20 protein-coding genes are annotated in these 18,632 nt (G+C 49.1%); 9 read left to right on the forward strand and 11 right to left on the reverse strand.

The window, feature by feature from the left end; translation table 11 throughout:
- Positions 1-112 precede the first annotated feature (112 nt).
- Together GJR95_RS12190 and GJR95_RS12195 are read left to right on the forward strand one after the other, a co-directional pair.
- Positions 113-1,345: a PQQ-dependent sugar dehydrogenase gene (locus GJR95_RS12190; protein ID WP_162386127.1), complete on the forward strand. Its 1,233-nt coding sequence runs from the start codon at positions 113-115 to the stop codon at positions 1,343-1,345.
- A 176-nt stretch (positions 1,346-1,521) separates the two neighbouring features.
- The gene (locus tag GJR95_RS12195) at positions 1,522-1,842 is read left to right on the forward strand and encodes a hypothetical protein (protein ID WP_162386128.1); all 321 of its coding nucleotides are present in this window, start codon (positions 1,522-1,524) and stop codon (positions 1,840-1,842) included.
- A 28-nt stretch (positions 1,843-1,870) separates the two neighbouring features.
- On the opposite strand, the gene GJR95_RS12200 is transcribed toward GJR95_RS12195, so the two are convergent.
- Positions 1,871-2,479 carry a Crp/Fnr family transcriptional regulator gene (locus GJR95_RS12200; RefSeq protein ID WP_162386129.1) on the reverse strand — a complete coding sequence of 203 codons (609 nt, stop codon included), beginning with the start codon at positions 2,477-2,479 and terminating at the stop codon, positions 1,871-1,873.
- 162 nt (positions 2,480-2,641) lie between these two features.
- Here GJR95_RS12200 and GJR95_RS12205 point away from each other — a divergent pair, with 162 nt between their 5' ends.
- Positions 2,642-3,058, forward strand: a complete 417-nt coding sequence (locus GJR95_RS12205) for an OsmC family protein (protein ID WP_162386130.1) — start codon at positions 2,642-2,644, stop codon at positions 3,056-3,058.
- 171 nt (positions 3,059-3,229) lie between these two features.
- Here the strand turns inward: GJR95_RS12205 and GJR95_RS12210 are convergent, their stop codons facing one another.
- On the reverse strand, positions 3,230-4,186 hold the full coding sequence (locus GJR95_RS12210; RefSeq protein ID WP_162386131.1) for an amidohydrolase family protein: 957 nt from the start codon (positions 4,184-4,186) through the stop codon (positions 3,230-3,232).
- 429 nt (positions 4,187-4,615) lie between these two features.
- Between GJR95_RS12210 and GJR95_RS12215 the strand changes: the two genes are divergently transcribed.
- From GJR95_RS12215 to GJR95_RS12240, 6 genes are all read left to right on the forward strand, one after another.
- Positions 4,616-5,344, forward strand: a complete 729-nt coding sequence (locus GJR95_RS12215; RefSeq protein ID WP_162386132.1) for a class I SAM-dependent methyltransferase — start codon at positions 4,616-4,618, stop codon at positions 5,342-5,344.
- A 137-nt stretch (positions 5,345-5,481) separates the two neighbouring features.
- Entirely contained in the window at positions 5,482-6,840 is a 1,359-nt protein-coding gene (locus tag GJR95_RS12220; RefSeq protein WP_162386133.1) for a hypothetical protein, read from the forward strand.
- 563 nt (positions 6,841-7,403) lie between these two features.
- Complete coding sequence (locus GJR95_RS12225; RefSeq protein ID WP_162386134.1) at positions 7,404-8,627, forward strand: dipeptidase; 1,224 nt, start codon at positions 7,404-7,406, stop codon at positions 8,625-8,627.
- 121 nt (positions 8,628-8,748) lie between these two features.
- Positions 8,749-9,687, forward strand: coding sequence for a sugar phosphate isomerase/epimerase family protein (locus GJR95_RS12230; RefSeq protein ID WP_162386135.1), 939 nt, complete (start codon positions 8,749-8,751; stop codon positions 9,685-9,687).
- A 93-nt stretch (positions 9,688-9,780) separates the two neighbouring features.
- On the forward strand, positions 9,781-10,254 hold the full coding sequence (locus GJR95_RS12235) for a Dps family protein (protein ID WP_162386136.1): 474 nt from the start codon (positions 9,781-9,783) through the stop codon (positions 10,252-10,254).
- Between the two features lie 86 nt (positions 10,255-10,340).
- Positions 10,341-11,531, forward strand: a complete 1,191-nt coding sequence (locus GJR95_RS12240) for an NRAMP family divalent metal transporter (protein WP_162386137.1) — start codon at positions 10,341-10,343, stop codon at positions 11,529-11,531.
- Between the two features lie 85 nt (positions 11,532-11,616).
- Here the strand turns inward: GJR95_RS12240 and GJR95_RS12245 are convergent, their stop codons facing one another.
- From GJR95_RS12245 to GJR95_RS12285, 9 genes are all read right to left on the reverse strand, one after another.
- Positions 11,617-12,057: a nuclear transport factor 2 family protein gene (locus tag GJR95_RS12245; RefSeq protein WP_162386138.1), complete on the reverse strand. Its 441-nt coding sequence runs from the start codon at positions 12,055-12,057 to the stop codon at positions 11,617-11,619.
- Positions 12,058-12,081: 24 nt separating this feature from the next.
- Complete coding sequence (locus GJR95_RS12250) at positions 12,082-12,708, reverse strand: DinB family protein (RefSeq protein WP_162386139.1); 627 nt, start codon at positions 12,706-12,708, stop codon at positions 12,082-12,084.
- Positions 12,709-12,712: 4 nt separating this feature from the next.
- Positions 12,713-13,531, reverse strand: a complete 819-nt coding sequence (locus tag GJR95_RS12255; RefSeq protein ID WP_162386140.1) for a hypothetical protein — start codon at positions 13,529-13,531, stop codon at positions 12,713-12,715.
- Positions 13,532-13,698: 167 nt separating this feature from the next.
- Complete coding sequence (locus GJR95_RS12260) at positions 13,699-14,748, reverse strand: hypothetical protein (protein WP_162386141.1); 1,050 nt, start codon at positions 14,746-14,748, stop codon at positions 13,699-13,701.
- A gap of 168 nt (positions 14,749-14,916) precedes the next feature.
- Entirely contained in the window at positions 14,917-15,738 is an 822-nt protein-coding gene (locus tag GJR95_RS12265) for a Cif family virulence factor (RefSeq protein WP_162386142.1), read from the reverse strand.
- Between the two features lie 7 nt (positions 15,739-15,745).
- Positions 15,746-16,621 carry an SDR family oxidoreductase gene (locus tag GJR95_RS12270; RefSeq protein WP_162386143.1) on the reverse strand — a complete coding sequence of 292 codons (876 nt, stop codon included), beginning with the start codon at positions 16,619-16,621 and terminating at the stop codon, positions 15,746-15,748.
- 41 nt (positions 16,622-16,662) lie between these two features.
- Entirely contained in the window at positions 16,663-16,974 is a 312-nt protein-coding gene (locus tag GJR95_RS12275; protein ID WP_162386144.1) for an EthD family reductase, read from the reverse strand.
- Between the two features lie 28 nt (positions 16,975-17,002).
- Positions 17,003-17,149, reverse strand: a complete 147-nt coding sequence (locus tag GJR95_RS12280) for a hypothetical protein (protein WP_162386145.1) — start codon at positions 17,147-17,149, stop codon at positions 17,003-17,005.
- Positions 17,150-17,259: 110 nt separating this feature from the next.
- Positions 17,260-18,603, reverse strand: a complete 1,344-nt coding sequence (locus tag GJR95_RS12285; RefSeq protein WP_162386146.1) for an aldehyde dehydrogenase family protein — start codon at positions 18,601-18,603, stop codon at positions 17,260-17,262.
- Positions 18,604-18,632 lie beyond the last annotated feature (29 nt).

Here is an 18,632-nt window from a genome sequence, read left to right on the forward strand (position 1 = left end):
AAGTCCTGGAAGGGGCTACTTATACTTTTTGGCAATTTTAACTGGCTTCTACCCTACAATTTCAGGAAATCAGATTTAACGTAGCCGCACTCATGATTGAGTATCCAATTAGATGAAAAAAACGGTTTTACAGGCTCCCCTTTTGCCGAAAAACTTGCAAAAAACAACCGTTGTCCTGGTTGTTTTTGTGATTTTGTGCAGCTTAACCGCTCTAATTTCGGATATCAACCTTCCGGTCCCGACGCAAAAACAGCAGCCAGGACAGCCTGCGGTCTGGAAATTAGAAAATGCGTTTCCGAACCTGACATTCCATCGCCCGGTTGAATTTACGTGCCCACGGGACGGCAGCAACCGGATTTTTGTGTTGGAACAGGAAGGCATAATCCGGGTATTTGAGAACAAACCCACCGTTCAGGCCGCTTCGGTTTACCTGGATGTTACGAAGAACGTGTCGGACGAAGGCGAAATGGGGCTCCTCGGACTGGCTTTCCATCCCGACTTTAGCCAGAACGGTTATTTTTACATTTACTATACGAAGCGGAATCCATTGGAATCGGTCATCGCCCGGTATCAGGCAACAACCCCTGACCTGAAAATAGTTAATCCCACCACTGAGACTATTATTCTGCGATTTGATCAGCCTTATGACAACCACAACGGTGGAAAAATTGCGTTCGGCCCCGATGGTTACCTCTATATCGCAACCGGTGATGGCGGAGCCTGGGGCGATCAGCATCAAAACGCTCAGAACCGGGCTTCCTGGCTGGGCAAAATCCTTCGCATTGACGTCGACAAGACGACTAGAGGTACTTATGGCATCCCGGCCGACAATCCATTTGTCAGTAACCGGGAAGGCTATCGGGAAGAAATTTATGCGTATGGGCTTCGTAACCCCTGGCGATTCAGTTTTGATCGGCAAACCGGTCGGATCTGGGCCGGGGATGTGGGACAGAATCAGTTCGAAGAGATTGATATTATAACAAAGGGTGGCAATTACGGCTGGCGTTTAAAAGAAGCGATCCGGTGCTATAACCCCCGCAACGATTGCGACTCTGGCGGCCTGATTGACCCGGTTCATCATTACGGGCGCGATGAAGGAACGTCAATTACGGGAGGTGTGGTCTACAGGGGCTCGCGCCATACGGCTTTACAGGGCAAATACCTGTATGCCGATTACGCCAGCGGTAAAGTCTGGGCATTGGCCTTCGAAAACGACAAAAAGACCGATAATCAACTACTAACGGAGCATTCAGGCACTATCTCGGCTTTCGGGGAGGATGCCGCCGGGGAAGTCTACCTGCTCGACCATCAGGGAACCATCAAGCGGTTCAGCGCTGCAAATTGATTGGTATGGGTCAGGCTGTTCGATGGCCATTTTGACTTCCGGTGTAGTTGCCGGATGTCTTTAGGGGTTCTCCTGGTAACCGGGCAGATTTACACGATTAACAGCGAAGTTGTTAGAAATAATCAACCAAAAACGGCCATAACGAGTTAATTAACGAGACGAAACCTTTTATTCGGATGACCTTAGAATTATATTCCCTCTCCTCCTCTGATTCACCAGCAATAGTTACATCCCCAATATCTAACACGACGGGTGAGCTGCCTGATCAGGAACCAACGCTTGATCTGGGCGATCTGCTGGGTAGTTTCGATTCAAAGGAAGAAGTACTGGCCTTTGTTCAGACGCAGCTTTCTATCCAGAATCAGCAGGTAATCGACAGTCATATTAGTCCCTTTAACGCCTACACACACGTTGAATGGCTTACCGTTACCATTCAAAACGAAGACCTGTCGATCTTTCATAAAAACTACTACCTGCTTTCCGACGAAGGCTACTAGCCAGGCGGATGAGCACTCGTGTGGAAGCCTATTTACGCGCCACCTGCGACCGGATTCGGCTGAGAGACGGCCCTTTTATACCTAAATAGGATGAAATATGGCCCAGCGATACCCGATTTAGAATAGCCGGATAATTTTCCACTAGATCACGGTAGCGATCTTCGGCGGTTTGGGTCAATAAACTCTCTGACCGGGTTTGGTTGAACAAGAAATACTGCTCGGCCAGCAATCGGCCGAATCGCTCCCAGCCGTGTGATTGACGATAGAGTTGCTGTAGCCGGTCATAATCAATGACAAGCAATTCAGCATCTTCAAGGGCTTCAATCAGATAGGGGCATGTCGTTTTTGTTAGTAAACTTTTCAGGGAAGTTAGAAAAGTATTTTCCGTAATAAAGTAGAGATTATGCTCCAACTCCGTTTTAGGGTCTATGTAGTAAACCCGAAAAATGCCTTTCAGGATAAAACCCACTTGCCGACAGACCGAATTCTGAAAATTGAAGGAATCATGTTTGGCAATGGCTCTAAAATACCAGAAGTCATCGGCCAGTTGACAATCGGCTTCAGAAAGCTCGGCAAATTGCAGTAAGTGTTGGTGTAAATTAGCCTGTTTAGGCGAAACTATTTTATTAGGAGTCATTGTCAAAAATTAGCTTATCTGGTATTCACAGCGTTCCTTAGGCTTATCATTTTTTGGGTAATTGCGGACGCTTTTTAACATAGGTGAAAAATATGGAGTACGCCGTCGTTTACCTTTGATCCGTCAAAAAACAAATCACAAACAAATCTAGATCAAACACACATGAAAATTGTCCGTAATGCATCCGCGCACTGGGCCGGAACCGGTAAAGATGGTAAAGGAACACTATCAACTGCCAGCACAGTTCTGAATCAGACACAGTATTCGTATAATACGCGGTTTGCCGATGGTGTAGGCACCAATCCTGAAGAGTTAGTAGCTGCGGCTCATGCAGGCTGTTTTACCATGCAATTGGCGTTTAACATTCAACTGGCAGGTTTTGTCGCCGATTCGATCGACGTTTCGTGTGCCATTACTCTCGAAGACAGTGGTATTACCAGCTCTAAGTTAACCCTTACGGCTAGTGTACCGGGCTTAGACAAAGCTAAGTTTGATGAACTGGTCGATCATGCTGAACACAACTGTCCCATTTCAAAACTATTTAATACCACGATCAGCGTGGATGCTACGTTAGCGTAACGAGTCAGAGAAATAAATAAAATGGGCCAATACTAAGGCTTTGGCTTCGAGGTTTAGAGGTGTGCCACGGTTACTACTGATGCACAAAAAACCGTGGCACACCTCTAAACCTCGAAGCCAAAGCCTTATTTACAAAAGCCAGTCCTGCGGAGGTCGCAGAATGGCTAGTCTTTATCCGGGCTGTGAAGGGTTGCGCTTCAGCCAGTGGTAAGCAGCGGCCGAATTCTTCCAGAAGTACTTTTCAGCTACGGTTCGACCTTTTGCAGAGAAGTATTCGCTCACCAGATTCAACCCAGCCTCAAAAGGCAACCACTGATCGCTATTTGGCCAATCGCTACCATAGAATAGCCGATCTTCACCGAAGATGCCGAATAACTCATCCAGTCGCCCACGGTAGAAACTGAGCGCCTGCGGAATTTTTCCGTCTACCCGGCGTAGAACCTCTGAGATCTTCACATAAACTTGAGGCCGCTTGCCCAACTCCTGTAGGTTGGCATCATAGACCTTCCGTACCGCTGCTTCTACCGGAGTTGTCATTTGGGGAAGATGATCAATGATTACCCTCAACTCAGGTACTTGATCCGTAACCCGCACGATGGCATCCAGCAGGGCCGGATTCGGGTTCGCCGTATCCAACACGAGTCCAGTCTGGGCTAAAAATTTAAGGTCCGATACAACCTTAGGATTCGGCAGTTGGCGAGCGAGATCACTATTCCAGAGGTTTCCGTAACGAATACCGCGAAACAATGGATTACGTTGAAAGCGTTCGAGCTGTTGGCGGAAGTCCGGCTTGCCCGGCTCGAGATTGCCTACGGTTCCGACAATGATTTTGTCCTTGGCAGCGACATCGAGGACCCACTGGTTATCTTCAAGCCAGGGACTGGCTTCCACGACAATCGCGCCCACAATTCCGAGGGGCACCGCGATCCTGCGATAACGTTCGGGAAGTGCTGGCTGGTAAAGAACACCATCTTTGGGAGTCGGCCAGGGCACACCCTGAGAGCGAGTTGTGTCGAACAAGTGAATATGCGTGTCGATAATGGGGATGGTGGTATCATCCTGCCAGCGCAGCGAGGGGAGCCCAGCGGAAGCGCTGGCGGCCAGGGCAAGAAAATCTCTTCGGTTCATTGGCAGGAAACTAGTAATTTCAGAAAAACCTGGGTAGTCTATAAAAGAACAGGGCCAGCGACGGCATTGTCCGATTTCTATGTTAGGACGTTCGCTCAGAGCCGTGCCACGGTTACTACTGATATGCAAACAAACCGTGGCACGGCTCTGAGCGAACGTCCTATACGTATTGAACAAAGATGAAGAAAAATAAAAGTTATATTTCTCTTCTCACCACCGCAAAATACGATGAACAGGCTTATTTCGAACGGCATTGAGGACAATACCATTGACCTGGCGACTGCAAATGAGGAGCTTACTCCGTTCGTCGGTGGCCAGCTATTCCAGAATTTGGACTAGTATTACAACACATACTTAAAGGCGGCTGCGGAATTATGCCATTGCTGGCGACCGGTACGATTGGTCATAGCAACCCATCAAGTAAACTGTATGAACGAAGAATCAGACGCACAAAACGCTCAGAAAGGGAGTTCTGAGTCTGCAAATCCAAACCCCTATACCGATCCGGCAGCGGTAGCCAGTTACGCCCAAAACCCACCACGGGTAGTACCTGGATTTGTCGACCTGCAACGCATGACTGCGTTACTAATAGCCGAACGAGCTCCAGCCAATGCCCGTGTGCTTGTCCTGGGAGCGGGTGGCGGATTGGAACTAAAAGTTTTCGCAGAAGCAAACCCTGGCTGGCAATTTGATGGCGTTGATCCAGCAGCGGAAATGCTGGAGTTGGCCAGAGCTACGCTGGGTCCCCTTATGAAACAGGTTCAACTCCACCAAGGCTACATTGAGACGGCGCCTGAGGGCCCCTTTGATGCCGCAACCTGTCTACTGACGATGCACTTTTTAACCCCCGAAGAACGCCGTCGTACATTGGTTGACGTTCGTCGCCGTCTGAAACCAGGCGCTCCATTTGTGGTGGCCCATCTGAGTTTTCCGCAAAACGAGCCTGAACGGGCGCTCTGGTTGTCACGTTATGCTGGCTTTGCTACTACCAGTGGCATCGACTCAGATAAGGCTCAGAAAGCTAGCGCTGCGATTAGTGCACGACTCCCTCTTTTGTCACCGGAACACGATGAAGCCATGCTATATGATACAGGTTTTTCTGGGGTTAGCTTATTCTACGCGGGCTTCTGCTTCCGGGGATGGGTAGCTTATGGGTAGGTATTCGATTAACTGCATACCACCGAAAAGTCGCTTCAGTAGCGGCTTTTTCCGTTTTAGCAGCTTCGTCACTGGCCCTGCATTGGTACATCTGCAATTTTGGCCAACATAAACAACACCCCAGGCCAAACGATACAATGAACAAGTTATTTTTGCCCATACTAGTTAGTCTTTCCCTGATTGCAACAACCTTTTCCTGCAAGAAAGGCACCGAAGAGGTTGTTCCCAGTAAGCCTGATTCAGGAAATACGACACCTGACACCAAGGCCGGCACGCCTACTGACGTTGGCAAATCGATTGGCGCGATGAGCAGTCAGACCATCGGCCCTACAGGCGGTAGCCTAACCACTTCAGACGGCAAGCTGACGCTCAGCATCCCGGCGGGAGCCCTCACCAAAGAAACCCAGATCTCGATTGAGCCGGTTGAAACGACACTGCCGTTAGGGGTAGGCACCAGCTACCACTTTATGCCCGAAGGTACGCAGTTTGCCAAACCCGCTACATTCACTTACCACTTCACCGATGAGGAGGTATCCGGAATCGACACCGAACATTTGGGTCTGGCCAACCAACAAACTGATCATAGCTGGACGCTCACCCGCTGGGCCACTATCGATAAGACGCAGAAAACAATTACTGCCAAACTACCTCATTTTAGCTGGTGGACCCTGGTTACGCAGTATGAACTAAAGGCCGCCAAAAGCGAACTGGTGCCGGGAGAAACAACGACGCTGCACCTGAATTACTCCGAAGAAGGCTTCCGAAAACCCAAGAATGACGACGACGATTTGATTGTGCCGATTCCCGTACGTTTCAGCAGCCTGCGAGACATTCGTGAGTGGGGTGTCAACGGAAAGTTGTTCAGTGACCCAGACGTGGATGGCTCGCTTATCATCGATCCGGCAACATCACCCCTCAACATTGAGTACACCGCCCCACGAACGCTGCCTGCCGCCAGCAACCGAATCAAAGCCGTGTATTTCCAACTGGAAACAGCCGGTTCAGCCAAGCTTATGCTGATAGCTAGCCTTCGCATTGTGCCCGCAGCCGAACTGACCGTCGATGGCACTACCTACAGCGATGTCGCAGTAGCGTATGAGTACTCGGCTCCCCACGACAACCTAGGGGCTTCCTATTCGGTTCGCCTGAGCACGACCAATAAAAGCGGCAAACCCATCGAAGTTTATCTGTCGATACCCAACTTTCAGGGTGCTGGCCGTTTTACCTTGCAGGGTAACGGATACGATGAATCCGTACACATGACGTATGAGATCTATTACAAGCTGGGCAACGACCCACAGTATTCCAACCTGTACTGGGGCAGTTGCAATTGCGAGGCAGGTCCGTTGCTGGTAGAACCTATTACTGTCAATATTACCAAACTAACGGATAGTGGCCTAACTACTGAAGGCACTTTTGCCGGTACGCTGCACAGTGACCGGAAGGCAGACAAAATTGTTAAACTAAGCGCCCGCTTCAGAGGTGTCTCTCAATAGTGTTTTTCCTACTTATGAATACACTCCGAAGGCTAACTGAGGCCCTATTGCGGCCTAATCAGGCAAATTATTGCTCACATAAAACGCAGGCATACTTTAGCAATAAGCAATGGCCCTTTTATATGGTAGGATTTTCGCTTGGAGCCGTGCCACGGTTTGTTTACTTATCACTGGTAACCGTGGTACGGCTCCAAGCGTACGTCTTATATGGATATGAATCAATCAATGTCAGCTACTTTTAAAACATAACCAGGTAAACAACCAGGCTGATGGCTACTTTTAGCGCCGACAGGCTTACCGTAGAACGTGGCTTAAACTTCTCTTCACACAACTAAAAGCCGTCTGGACTATCGTTATTCATGAAATTGATGCAAGTTATCCTGCTCCTACCGGAACTCTGTACGGTATCCGCTGTTTTGGCACATCCAGGTTCTCGTTTTACTTTTTCGATCAGTTAGCCACGGGTTGTTACATCCCGATGAACGCATAACCTTCCGGCTCATAGACCCCGATACGAAACAGGACTTCTTGAATTTTTCCGTCCATTTGCTTACTTGAAAACTATGAACAGCTTAAAACAGGAATACTCACGGCGGAAATTTATTACCACCATAACCGGGGCGGGGGCAGCGATGATGCTGAATCCTGTGTTGGCATGGGCGCTCGATGAGGTCGACCCACGGGTAGCTGCGATCGTAGCCAAAACGATTGGCATCGACACGCATAATCATATCGATGTCCCTATAAACGCAGTTGAGCTACCCGGCCCCAAACTCGATCTCGTTGGCGAAATGAAAAAGTCGGGCTTATCGGCCATCTGCATGACCTTCGCCGTAGACTATCAACAAATTCGCCAACCCGCAGAGGGCTACGACCGATTCATAAGCGGATTAAATGCCATGGACAAGGTTTTGGAAAGCAACAACATGAAGCGGGCGCTGAACCTGACCGACATTCAAACCGCTCACCAAAGGCGTCAGCCGATCGTCATTCAATCGGTCGAGGGTGGTCATTTCCTTGAAGGGCGTCTGGAGCGGCTTGGGGAGGCCTACAACCGGGGTTTGCGCCAGCTCGGGCTGCTCCACGACAACGATGCGTCGGTACCCCTGGGCGATATTTACACAAAGCCGCCCCAATGGGGTGGTCTGACCGCGTTTGGTACCGACGTCATCAGGGAGTGCAACCGATTGGGCATGCTGGTCGACCTGACTCACGCCAGCAATGAAACAATAAACGCGGCCCTTAACGTAACGACCAAACCTGTTGTCATTTCCCACACTGGCATCGACTCTAAGTTAGGCGCTAACCCGTTCATGGCCAAAATGATGCGACCCCGACTCATCAGCAAAGAGCAGGCAAAAATCGTTGCCGATGCCGGTGGAGTGATTGGCGTATGGACCCACCTGGCCGACACTCCGCTTGAGTTTGCCCAGAATGTCCGGGCTCTGGTTGAGGTCATCGGAATCGACCATGTCTGCATTGGCACCGATACCAAAATGACACCGTCTTACAGATCTGCCGGGGGTACCAAACCGGGGGGCAATCCCGGCAATCAGCCCGGCGGGCCTCCACGCGACCCTAAGGCTCCGAATGGTCCGGATGGTGGTCAAAATCGCGGCCGAATCGGTGAACGCACGAACGAAGCCTGGCAGGATCAGCAGGTCGGTTTTTATTATGCCGTTGTCGATGCCCTGTTGAAAGCGGGCTTCACTGAAGAAGAAATCGGCAAAGTAGGCGGTAGAAACTTCTGCCGCGTGTTCGAAGCGGCCACGGCAGGTCACCATTGAGTTGGCATGTTGGCGGGTCAACCGTTCAGGTTCATTTCCCACACAGAAGTAGCGAACGTAAGGGATAAACGGTAGAAACTAGCGTTCGGCCTGCTTATAGGACCGCTAGTTTGATTTACTTATGTCCTCAACCCGTCGCCATTTCCTGACATCATTGGCTGCATTAAGCGGAGCTGTCATGTTGCCTGATCATGCACTACTTCAGGCCAAACCCGCAGTCAAATCGTTTCCCATTGCCTGCAATTCCTATACCTGGCTGACATTTTACAATCGTCAGGGTAAAACCTGGATGGCCGATCCCGATGCATCGCTGGCCGAACTCGCCCAGTCGGGGCTGACAGCTTATGAACCAGCCGTAAATTCGGCAGAGGACGTCACAAAACTCCTGCCATTGCTCAAAAAATACAAGTTGTCGATGCACTCGCTATACGTCAACAGCACGCTCCATAAAGCGGACGAAGCGCAGAAATCCATTGATTCGGTGCTGGCCATTGCCGATGCTGCGAAACCCGCCGGAACATCTATTTTCGTAACGAATCCAAGTCCGCTCAAATGGGGAAGCGATGCCGACAAATCTGATACCGAACTGACCGAGCAAGCCAAAAACCTCGACCGGCTGGGTGCTGAACTTCGGAAACGTGGCATTACCCTCGCCTATCATACCCACGCCCCCGAACATCGTCAGGCGGCACGCGAATTTCACCATATGCTGCTGGCTTCTGATCCCAAAAATGTATCGTTGTGTCTGGATGCCCATTGGGTCTATCGTGGATCGGGCAATTCGCAACTAGCGTTGTTTGATGTGGTGAAATTATACGGCAGACGGATTAGTGAAGTACACATCCGACAGTCGAAAGACGGTATCTGGCAGGAGACATTCGGCGATGGCGATATTGATTATCGGCGTCTGGCCGCTGAATTAAAAGTAATAGGCGTTCGCCCGAATCTGGTTCTGGAGCAATGTCTGGAAAAAGGCTCACCCAATACACTGGGGCCAATAGAAGCCCATAAACAGGATTTAGCGCATGCAAAAACCGTATTTGCCGGGTTGATAGAATAACAAAACAAACGGTTTGATTGGTTGTTGTTCAGTAGAGTGGCATGCACGAAGCACTCCACAAACGAATTACTAGTATACCAAACTCACGTTATTATGCAACCCAATATTGGCCTTGAAGCAGATGTCCTCAAACAGGACAACACCCTACTGAATGATTTTCTGTCCGATCTGCATGTATTGTATATCAAAACCCGCAAGTATCACTGGAACGTGGCCGGGCCGAATTTCATGGAATACCACAAATTCTTTGAAAAGCAGTATAAAGCCATTGAAGAAGAAATCGATGCTGTAGCCGAGCGTATTCGTCAGTTAGGCGGCAAGCCGCTGGCAACTATGGCCGAATTTCTGCATAACACCAGTCTGAAAGAAGATGCGGGTACGCCCAAAGGAACGCCGGACATGTTCAAGAATCTACTTGCAGATCACGAGCAGATCGTGCGCGAATTACGCGAAGATGTCGATAAATGTGATGAAGAATTGAATGATGCAGGTACAGCCGACTTTTTAACTGGTTTGATGGAAGCTCATGAAGCTATGGCCTGGATGTTGAGAAAATATCTGTCATAATGATGAATGATGAGTGATAAATGACGAATTGTAAAGAGTTTTTTTTACATTCATCATTTATCACTCATCATTCATAACTCCCGCAAGTGCCCAAGTCCCTCTCCCTGCGTGCCGGTCTCGGCAGTGTCTTATTCTGGTCGGTTATTTCGGCTGCTTTTATTGGTCCAGGTTCCGTTACAGCCTGTGCAATTGCGGGATCAACATACGGCTTACAACTCCTCTGGGTTTTAACATTTGCCACATTTGGCACGGTCTGGTTGCAGGAAGCAGCCGCTCGCATCACCATCGCTACGGGCAGCGATCTAGGGCAGGTCATTACTCAGACATATGCAGGAAAGAGTGGTCGCCGAATCGCGTGGGCTTTGTTTCTGGCTATTTTTTTGGGTTGTGCGGCCTATCAGGCTGGCAATATTCTCGGAGCCGTATCGGGTCTGGCTTTGCTTACCAAATTACCCGTCCCGGCGTTGACCGTAGTAGTCGGTTTAGTCTGTGTGGGTCTGCTCTGGATTGGGTCAACGCAAGGATTGGCCAACTTCCTGGGGCTGATTGTCTTTGCCATGGGCGGGGCTTTCGTCTATGTGGCCTTCGGTACGCCCGTTACGCCCGCCGAATTAACCAAAGCCCTGATTGTACCCGCCGTTCCTGATGGGTCGTTGCTACTCATTAACGGCCTGATTGGCACGACCATCGTACCCTATAATCTCTTTTTTGGCTCCAGCATCGTTCCGGGTCAGTCGCTGAGCGAAATGCGGCTTGGCATCTGGGTTGCGGTCATCTTAGGCGGGATAATTTCGGTCGTATTACTACTGGCGGGACTGCTCATTCCCAGCGATTTCTCGTACGTACACATGGCGCAGGTACTGACCGACCGGCTTGGCACCTGGGCAGGATCGTTATTTGCCTTTGGCTTATTTGCAGCCGGATTTGCCTCCTCACTGACGGCTCCGCTGGCGGCTTCCATAACAGCACAAAGTCTGCTTGGCATTCGCAAAAACTCACCTGTCTATCGGGGTATCTGGCTTACCGTGATGGCTACTGGTCTGACATTCGGTTTGCTCAATGTGACGCCCATTCCGGTCATCATAGCCGTGCAGGCCATTAATGGCATCCTGCTTCCGTTTGTGACTATCTTCCTGTTTGCCGCCGTCAACAACCGGGCGCTTCTCGGCGATACCTACCGCAACTCCCTGATGCAGAATCTGGCCATGGGACTCGTAGTGATCGTTACGGCTGTACTCGGGATCTGGAACATCTGGCTGGCAATCCAGGCAGGCTAATGGTTAGCTTACCAACACGTAACTGGCAAGCTAACCATTAGCCCAATATCACTTAAAATCAACATCTTAATCTTAACTAGCGCACCTATGCGCCCAACTGCTTACTAAATCCGGCATGGTCCCAGCTAATGTCGAGATGGGTAATGCGGTCGTCATCATTGAAGCGAAAAATAAAGACATGATCGCTGTTAAAACGGAGTCCTTTGTTTGTAATACCCAGAAAATCCTGCGCCTGTGTGCCAAAAATCGCGACATTAGCAACAACTGTATCGTCCTGCGTAGTCAGGCTATCGACGGTGTTATCTAAATCGGGGAAGCAGTCAATGAGCAGTTGCCAGATACCTTTGCCAAATTCCCAGAATGAACCCTTTCCGTCATCACCCATTGGCACGAAGTGTACGGTTGCATCGGGGGTAGCCAGTTGAATCATACGAGCCGTGTCCATGTCCTGATAGGCCGAGAAAAAAGCCAGACAAGCGCCCTTGCGGGTCTGTTCGGTAAGGGAAGTTTTGCTAACAGTTTCCATAATCTTGTTATTAAATCACATACACTATTTAGTTGATACAGTCTCTTTTGGGTAATTCTGATGCGCTTTGACCTTACGAATCTGGCGCAGATGGCGATCGACATGACCCCATTGATAAATGTATACCTGATGCAGGTTGCGCGGATCTTTTGTTGCCGTCAACTCGAAACAAGCCCGCATATCGGCATCTGTTTTTTCGGTAAAGGCAATGTTCTGATCGCGTAGCCGCGTAAAAAACGTTAAATTATCTTTGCCCCTGATAAATCCCGTGGGCCGTGAAAAGGCAGGCGAAATATGCGACTTTTCTTCCATAATAAAGTCCTGATAATAGCTGTCGGGATGGCTGGTCTTAATCAGTTCAGGCTGGGGTGTATTGCGACTACTAATACCAATTTCCCGCGCCCAGATGATCTCCCAAAGGGCCAGATGCTCTACCACCTCGGCAATTGACCAGCGGTCGGGCGATTCGTGAAAGTGCCATTGGGCATCCGTGAGATTTTCGGTTTCCCGGATCAATGCATCACGCGTACGTTTGAGGTTATCGAGCGTATACGTCCGGTCGGCTTCAGTCCAGAGTTTCTGGGCATTGGCCCCACTGTTTATTCCAAACAAAGCAATTAGTAATATACTGATAATGAGTTGATTCTTCATGAAATTAGTTTGCCTTTGTAAATACTTCCTTTAGTTTTCCATCCCATCCCTGCTGTACATACTGGCCATTATTGAGCGAAATTTTAAACGTCTCAGCATTGCCTTTACGCTTACCGTCGGCCTGCCACGACCAGAATTCATTCGTTTCGGTCAGCGTTTTACCATCGAACTGATACATAGCTCCTCCCGCTCCATCAAACCGCCGGGTTATGGGATTATAATAGGCATAGACAACCATCGGGTAACTGAAAATTTTGACTACCTGCATGTTTTTATACTTGCCTTCGCCCAACCGATCTGTTCCACCCCACTGCCCTTCTTTCATAAACCAGACGCCCTCCAGACCTGCATTTTTTAGCGGCTCAGTGCTTTTGATACGTTCTGCGACTTCATTGATGGGGTAGTTTGGGTACTTCTCAGAGTTCATGACGCCAAACTGTTCATACTGCTTATCGCTGATTTTGTAATCGAATGAAAAGACACTGCCAACAGCGGTAGAATCCCAGGAGTAGAAACCAACCTTTTCGATGTACTTGCCGTTTTTCAGCTCGTACGTACCTCCACAAGCCCCATTAAATGGCTTAATTCCCGTGGTTTTTTCATCGTAGCTGCCCCGTCGTTTGTCGTCATAGAACGCTCCCAGCCAGTAGCCGTCCCGAAACACCTTGATCACTGTAACCGAGTCTCGGGCTTTCCACTCGGTCATGGAACCATACTTGTTTTTTGCCTGGCGAAAGGCTCCATTCAGCTTACTCACCGGCTCTTCGGACTCGAACGCCAGCATGGTCAGCAGCGAGGCCAGACTTAAAATGTACTTCATCATCTTGTTGTTTACGTAGATTTGATGACAAAGCTACCGGCAGTGCAGAGCCTGTGATTGTAAAAATGCGACATTCTCTTTTCCAGAACTTTACTGATACGGAGAATGCAAAATGCTCCGGTTATTTTCAGGAATAACCGGAGCATTGCCCTTTGATCGAAACCAATAATTCAACTTACAACCTCGGATTTACCCGGTTTCGCATACTTCTCCAGCATCGGTGTAATGAGTTTTTCAGAAAAACCAGCCAGAAACGCAAAAAACATCTCGACAAATGATAACGTTTGACAGGCCGGACAATCCCCGACCTGTTTGCAATCGACACATCCATTGCCGACAGAATTGATGAGTTCAGGGTTGAAAAAATTGGTTTGGAGGATCAAATAAATGACTAATCCTGCACCTGGTCCAATCAATAGGCGTTGTAGAGCACCCTGATTACCAAGGTATAAAAGAGGAGTCGACGTACTGGATTCGTACTGACGGCTGGCCAGACTAAACATTGCTCCGAGTAAACCCAGAAACTCAACAAATACCAGATTGGTCCAGGGTCCAATAACCGGAACAAATACTGACTCGGCATAAGTCGTCAGTAGCGCATAGACAATGGTAAACCCAATCACTAAACCGCCGAATCCCCATAGAATTCGTCTTAGATTACGGTGATAGAGTCCCAGTCGGTAATATTGATCGTTGGTTGCTTCATCTAACACTTCAGCCGCTTTCAAGACGATTGTCAGCAGGCTTTGCTTCGCAAGTTTCGGCTCAGCTTTCTTTTTATCAGGTTCTGCTGCTCGTTCACGAAAGGCTTCATACTTAAACCCTATTGTATTGCCTTTCTTTTCGCCTAACAACGACTCAACCAGTTCGAGTCGCCAACCTTTTAGCTTGCTGGTACGCTCCAGGAAAATCTGGTGTGCTTTTTCCAGCAATCCTTCTTCTGTCAGGTCATTTATTTCCAGCCGGTTCGCCGACTTAATATACCGCCAGGCCAGTTCAAGGTTTTTTGCCTCATATGATTTAACAGCCAATGAAAACAACCCGCGAGCCATGATATACCACGTATTGTCAGGCATATCAGGATTTATATTTTGCTTAATTATAAGCCGAAGGCGAAGTTGTGCCAGTTCGTCGAGCAGTCGAATTTTAGGGAAGTATTTAGCCATTAGCCATTTGTTCTGAATTTTAGGTATTTCCGGCAATTCATCTAAACTGTTCATATTATTTGGTGGGGAATAGTTATCAAAAAATATATGATTTGCCCGTTATCAATACTGCACAAAACAGAGTTGTCAGCATTGATAACGGGCAGATAACATCATTAGAGCATCAACTTAAAAGCACAACTCCTGCACAAAAATCGGGGACAGGAATTAGTTACCTATGTCTTATTTCGCGACCAGTACGGTTACGTTCACGATTTTCCATTCTTCATTCATTCGTTCCAGATAGCGTTCTTCTACACTGTGCCGGATCGTTCCATCCGGGCGAGTGTTATACTGATCGAAGATGACAAAAGCGGAGCCACCATTGACCCGAATCAGGTAGTTTTCGCGGGTTACTTTGTCTTTGCTCGGTTCACCCGGTTTAGTGGCGGCTTCAGTTATTAATTTTCGATACTCATCGCCCACCATTTTAGTAACTACGTTTCCCAGATCACTCCCTATCCGCGAGGCATATTTTGTGTCGGCCCAATGGCTTAGATACGTTTTAAAATCGCGGGCATACACGGCCGCCGTTAATCCTTCAAGGACTTTTTTGATAGCAGCTTCGTCGTCGGCAACCGGTGGCACAAAAGGCCGGTGCTGAGCCGATACCAGTTTCCAGGTATTCCCTTTCTCGTTGGTAAAAACGTAGGTAAAAAGCTCTCGAATACTGTATGGATTTCCGCTGCTTTTTACGGCATACATATGGGTTAGCAAGCCCGTTGCAACACCAGTCTGGCCATATTGGCGAACATTAACGGCCGCATAGTCTCGTTTGAGTTGTTGCAAGCGGTCGTAGATAGCCAGTGTACCGTTTACATCCTCAATTGTAGAACCCAGAAACTGGAAATCAGGTGCCGTTTCGGTTTTCAGAAACTTAATCGGGTCCTTATCGTAGCGAGCCATTAAATCATCGAAGGTCACCTTCGTAAAAGTGGCTTGCCCATAACTGGTCGAGCCAAAGGCCAGCAGTAGACTGAAAAGGAATGGCTTGATGGCTTTCATGGATGATTTAGTTTACGGGGTACAAATACGGTCGAACGTCCATGCCCATTTGCCCCATGCCTGCAATCCAGGATTCATCGTCAATACCTGCGGAAGCAATCCAGTCCTCGTCTGTAAGGGATGCCCGCCAGCCCAGCAAAACAGGCCCATCTGCTCCGGTTGGATGCCGGAATATACTGCCCTCCCCAGTCACGATAGCCTCAACAACTTCGGCAACCATTGAAGCCGGTACATGATTGGCGGCCGACGTTTTTAAATAGGCCAGTAAACGCGCCTGATTGGGGTAATTTGTGTTGGCCGGCATCGTTTCTAACTTGTCGATAATGGGCGTATCAATAACCCCCGGCTGAATCAGAGCTACCCGAATACCAAATTGGCCCACTTCTCCTGCAAGGCACTCACTGAGCGCTTCGACAGCCGCTTTTGAGGCACAATAAGCACTATGAAACGGGCTATAAAGCCGACCTGCCACCGACGAGATATTAATAATACATCCTTGCCGACGCTCACGCATTGACGGCAGCACCGCCTGAATGCAGCGCAACGTACCGAAGTAGTTCGTTTGCATGGTATCCTGAAATACGCTCAGTGGGACTTCCTCGACCGGGCCAGTCGGCCCAATGCCTGCATTGTTGACCAATACATCAATCTGGCCTGCCTGCGCCAGTACCTGATCGACCGTCGTCTGAACCGATTCGTCAGAATCTACGTCCATCGGCAAAATGACAATTGGCAGGTTGTTTTGCTCAGCGAGTTGAGCCAGCTCGGGCGAACGGTTCGGGTTTCGCATGGTAGCATATACGGTGTGGCCAGTACGCGCCATATATTCGGCAGTAGCCAGGCCGATACCGGTGCTACAACCCGTAATTAAAATGATTGCCATAAGAAAAAGGAATTTAGGAAAGTACGTTTAAGGGTGGGGTATCATACTCCGCGACTGATCTGGAGTACTGGCTGTACATCCGTAAAATTGGGGATATCGGCCAGGAGCGAGGGGGCATGAACGGCCAAAGCCGCCTGCAACACCTCAACAGTTGGAAAGTTGAGCCGGGCAATTATTGTAAAAGCCGGTAGAGTGTCGGGCGCTCCTCCCGCCAGGCCCTCTTCGAGTTCAACACTTACCAACCCAACTGGAGTGAGCGTGTCGCGCACAAACGGTGTATGCGTGTTCAGGTAGTAGTCCAGATCGAACCGACTATCAGCCGTTTTTGGGTAAAGAATTGTGGCACTAATCATGAGTTTGGAAAGAGTTTATCAAAAAAGGCTATTGGTAATCAATTTTGGGGTGTTGACTGTTGGTAAACATCCATTTCCCGTCGAGACAGCGCAGGGTATTCGTAAAAGCATCTTTATAAATGCCCGTTTTCCCGTCGGCCGCTACCGCTGTCATGGAACTAACTCCCGTTGCCATGCCCAAATCGCCCGATTGCGGAATCGTAAGACTCGTGCTATCAGCCGCGTACTTTCAGGCAATAGGTGGATTTATGATAGCTGGAAGCCTGGAGACTTTCAAGGGTAGGATCAGAGTTGAAAAACGGGGCGCTGATTCGAGAAATCCAGAAAACCAAAATGCCCGTGTCCTCGACCGGTGCCGCTATTACCCACTCCACCAAAGGGCAGAAATGGCGAGAAATAGTGCATGATCACGTGATTGACAACACTTCCGCCCGCCGTTGTGTTACTGATGACATGATCGGTGGCCGTTTTGTCCTGACCAAATACGTACAATGCCAGCGGGCGCTCACCCTGATTTACAAAATCAATTGCTTCGTCGATTGATTTATAGGTCAATACGGGTAGAACAGGGCCAAATATTTCCTCTTTCATGATCGCGTGATCGGCGGTTACGTCAGCCAGCAATGTAGGGGAAATGTAGTTTTCCGAAGCGTCTGTTTTACCGCCCACAATCACATTAGCGCCCTTTTCAACGGCATCGTCGAGTAAGTTTTTTACCCGCCGATAGTGGCTATCGTTAACCATTCGGGCGTAGGCCGGGCTGGCAATACCGGGCCCATCAGCCCCATACATGGTTTCAATAGTCGCTTTCAGAGTGGCTAAAAACTCATCCTTACGAGCCTCCGATACGAATACATAATCGGGTGCAATGCAGGTCTGGCCGCAGTTAAAATATTTACCCCAGGCAATCTTTCCGGCAGCATCGGCCAGATTAGCCGAGTCATCAAGGATGGCTGGCGACTTACCACCTAATTCCAGGGTAACGGAAGCCAGATAGTTGGCGGCTGCTTTCATCACGATTTTACCAACTCGTGATCCTCCCGTATAGAAAATGTGGTGAACCGGCAATTTGAGTAATTCGCTGGCTACCTCAACTCCACCTTCAACGACAACTACCTCGTTGGGCTCGAAAGCGGCCTCAACCACCTGTCGAATCACAGTCGACGTATGTGGTGTTAGCTCTGAGGGCTTCACAATAGCGGTGTTCCCGGCAGCAATGCAGGACACCAATGGTCGAAAAGTGAGCAGAACCGGGTAGTTCCAGGGAGTAATTAAAAGGCATACACCTTTGGGTTCATAAACTATTTTCGAGGTTGCCGCACTGCCGCCCATCACATCGGGCGTCGGTACCAGTTGCGACTCCATCCAGGTGGCCAGGCTCGCAATAGCAAAGTCAATTTCATCAATAATAGGACTTATTTCCAGTTCGGCCTCTGCCTTTGGCTTTTTAAAATCCTCAAACAGCGCCTGCAGAATGGAGTCAGTATAGTCAATTAAGACCTGCTTAAATTTCTCCAGCCGCACCACCCGCTCGGCTGCCGTTGACCTTTTTAATTGCTGTGCTTTGCGTTGTTGCCGCCTGAACAGATCATCCAGATTGGTCGTAGGTTTGGTTAGTAGGGTTTCCATGAGGTTTAGAAAAAGGATGATTGGACTTA

This window comes from Spirosoma endbachense (assembly GCF_010233585.1).
GTDB classification, from domain to species: Bacteria; Bacteroidota; Bacteroidia; order Cytophagales; family Spirosomataceae; genus Spirosoma; species Spirosoma endbachense.

What these genes read in the sequence shown, in the direction of transcription:
- GJR95_RS12280 (WP_162386145.1), bottom strand. Translation starts at nt 17,149, where the DNA reads ATGGCAACGGGAGTTAGTTCCATGACAGCGGTAGCGGCCGACGGGAAA.
- GJR95_RS12210 (WP_162386131.1), bottom strand. Translation starts at nt 4,186, where the DNA reads ATGAACCGAAGAGATTTTCTTGCCCTGGCCGCCAGCGCTTCCGCTGGG.
- GJR95_RS12265 (WP_162386142.1), bottom strand. Translation starts at nt 15,738, where the DNA reads ATGAAAGCCATCAAGCCATTCCTTTTCAGTCTACTGCTGGCCTTTGGC.
- GJR95_RS12250 (WP_162386139.1), bottom strand. Translation starts at nt 12,708, where the DNA reads ATGAAGAATCAACTCATTATCAGTATATTACTAATTGCTTTGTTTGGA.
- GJR95_RS12270 (WP_162386143.1), bottom strand. Translation starts at nt 16,621, where the DNA reads ATGGCAATCATTTTAATTACGGGTTGTAGCACCGGTATCGGCCTGGCT.
- GJR95_RS12215 (WP_162386132.1), top strand. Translation starts at nt 4,616, where the DNA reads ATGAACGAAGAATCAGACGCACAAAACGCTCAGAAAGGGAGTTCTGAG.
- GJR95_RS12260 (WP_162386141.1), bottom strand. Translation starts at nt 14,748, where the DNA reads ATGAACAGTTTAGATGAATTGCCGGAAATACCTAAAATTCAGAACAAA.
- GJR95_RS12230 (WP_162386135.1), top strand. Translation starts at nt 8,749, where the DNA reads ATGTCCTCAACCCGTCGCCATTTCCTGACATCATTGGCTGCATTAAGC.
- GJR95_RS12195 (WP_162386128.1), top strand. Translation starts at nt 1,522, where the DNA reads ATGACCTTAGAATTATATTCCCTCTCCTCCTCTGATTCACCAGCAATA.
- GJR95_RS12275 (WP_162386144.1), bottom strand. Translation starts at nt 16,974, where the DNA reads ATGATTAGTGCCACAATTCTTTACCCAAAAACGGCTGATAGTCGGTTC.
- GJR95_RS12285 (WP_162386146.1), bottom strand. Translation starts at nt 18,603, where the DNA reads ATGGAAACCCTACTAACCAAACCTACGACCAATCTGGATGATCTGTTC.
- GJR95_RS12190 (WP_162386127.1), top strand. Translation starts at nt 113, where the DNA reads ATGAAAAAAACGGTTTTACAGGCTCCCCTTTTGCCGAAAAACTTGCAA.
- GJR95_RS12220 (WP_162386133.1), top strand. Translation starts at nt 5,482, where the DNA reads ATGAACAAGTTATTTTTGCCCATACTAGTTAGTCTTTCCCTGATTGCA.
- GJR95_RS12225 (WP_162386134.1), top strand. Translation starts at nt 7,404, where the DNA reads ATGAACAGCTTAAAACAGGAATACTCACGGCGGAAATTTATTACCACC.
- GJR95_RS12235 (WP_162386136.1), top strand. Translation starts at nt 9,781, where the DNA reads ATGCAACCCAATATTGGCCTTGAAGCAGATGTCCTCAAACAGGACAAC.
- GJR95_RS12255 (WP_162386140.1), bottom strand. Translation starts at nt 13,531, where the DNA reads ATGATGAAGTACATTTTAAGTCTGGCCTCGCTGCTGACCATGCTGGCG.
- GJR95_RS12200 (WP_162386129.1), bottom strand. Translation starts at nt 2,479, where the DNA reads ATGACTCCTAATAAAATAGTTTCGCCTAAACAGGCTAATTTACACCAA.
- GJR95_RS12205 (WP_162386130.1), top strand. Translation starts at nt 2,642, where the DNA reads ATGAAAATTGTCCGTAATGCATCCGCGCACTGGGCCGGAACCGGTAAA.
- GJR95_RS12245 (WP_162386138.1), bottom strand. Translation starts at nt 12,057, where the DNA reads ATGGAAACTGTTAGCAAAACTTCCCTTACCGAACAGACCCGCAAGGGC.